This window comes from Pedobacter humicola, assembly GCF_056490705.1.
The window spans coordinates 1-1,746 of sequence record NZ_JBWJIG010000038.1; the positions used below are offsets into that span (position 1 = coordinate 1).

The following is a 1,746-nucleotide window of genomic DNA, read 5'->3' on the forward strand; positions in this document are numbered from 1 at the left end:
TATCGAGTAGGAAGATAGGGATCAGTTCCCTATCTGTCCTCTCACACCACTGTACGTACCGTTCGGTATACAGCGGTTTGCTAGAATAACTTCGTTTGGTGTGTCGATTTCCAGTAGTAATAATTGGCAAATCCATCGAGTCCAAGCCTCAAAAAGAACTTCTTGTCAAGTGTTGTAAGTAATGTCGGGCTGTTTGCAGTCCTACAGTACCCCTTACGGGTATTGGCCAACTGATAGGCCCTTGATTTTACCAACCCCATCTTCATTAAATTCCGCGCTCTCCCCGTTATACTCTTCCATTGTTTCCAAAGAACAATCCGCAGTCTGGTTCTCATCAGTTCGTCCAGTCTTAACGTTTGACCCTTTGCCTCGGCAATAGAGAAATAGTTTACCCAACCGTGAATAATCTCCTTTAGCTTCGATATCCGCTGGTGTAATGGAACGGGTTGGCTGCCTTTGGTCTGCTCTCTTATTTTCTCTTTGATTGCCCGTAAAGCTTTGGATGCAATACGCATCTTCCATCCCTCTTTGCTACCGTAGAATGAAAACCCAAGCAGACTACTTTGGCTTGGCCTACTGACCTTACTTTTCTTCCTGTTAACCTTTAGTTTCAGGCAGTCTTCCACATATACTGAAATACCTGCCATTACCCGGTGTGCTGATTTCTTGCTTCTTAGATAAATACTGCTATCATCAGCATACCGGACAAACTGATGCCCACGTTCTTCGAGCTTCGAATCAAGTTCGTGAAGGATAACATTTGATAATAATGGGCTTAATGGACTTCCCTGTGGCGTACCTTCTTTTCTTGGGCTAGCCAATCCCTTATCCATGATGCCCGCAATCAAATAAAGACGGATAAGCTTCAAGGTCCGCTTATCCTTTATCTTTAAGGATAGCAGATGCATAAGTTTGTCATGGTTTACCCGGTCAAAGAATTTGTCCAGGTCAAGTTCCACAATCCAGGTAAAGCCTCTGTTAAGGTGTTCCTGAGCCTTTTGAACTGCATGATGGGCATTGCGGCTTGGTCGGAAACCATAACTACCAGAAGAAAAGCCACCCTCGCATTTTGGGCTCAGCCATTGAGAAATGGACTGTTGGATCAACCGGTCAATGACCGTTGGGATGCCAAGCATCCTCACGCCTCCACTGCTTTTGGGTATCTCTACCTTTCTTACAGCGTTCGGCCGATAATGGCCTGTTAAAATATTAGCCCGCAATGCCTGCCAGTTAGCATTCAGGTAGTCGCGAAGTTCATCGGTCTGCATACCATCAATACCACCAGCACCCTTATTAGCAGTAACCTGCCTAAAGGCTCTTTGTACATTTCGGATATCTAATATTTCTTCAAGCATAATACTAAAAAAAAACTCCCTCCCAGGCATTGTGCACATTGGTTGCACGGCTCGGCTCAGCTCCTCTTATACTTTACTCTCGGATTCCGTCCTACCCTCATATAAGCAGTTCTCTAATGTGGTTCCACTGTAAACGCTCTGCCATAAACTTCCTGTTTCCTTTGCCATCCTAACATTTGGTCCTTCCTGCATTCGCAATGCAGTACTACTACCTCAGCTGACTTCTGATTGAGTCATTTAGCGTCCCCGCTAAGTGTTTCTTCTCCTGTAATCGCGCTTACACTCGACAGAACTCATTCAGATCTCCCGGGGTAAGACAATCTACTTCCTATGGATGTGGCCTCTGTATATACGTAATAGTCCCCGTGCAGTATTGGGCTTCTGTTTGTTG

Annotated in this window: 1 protein-coding gene; it reads right to left on the reverse strand. The window is 45.2% G+C overall.

The features are described from left to right. Positions 1–80 precede the first annotated feature (80 nt). Complete coding sequence (gene ltrA, locus AC04Q1_RS26415; RefSeq protein WP_478367513.1) at positions 81–1,355, reverse strand: group II intron reverse transcriptase/maturase; 1,275 nt, start codon at positions 1,353–1,355, stop codon at positions 81–83. Positions 1,356–1,746: the final 391 nt, after the last annotated feature.

Bases quoted from the DNA above. Each gene is read 5' to 3' on its own strand.
- ltrA (WP_478367513.1), bottom strand. From the start codon at position 1,355: ATGCTTGAAGAAATATTAGATATCCGAAATGTACAAAGAGCCTTTAGG.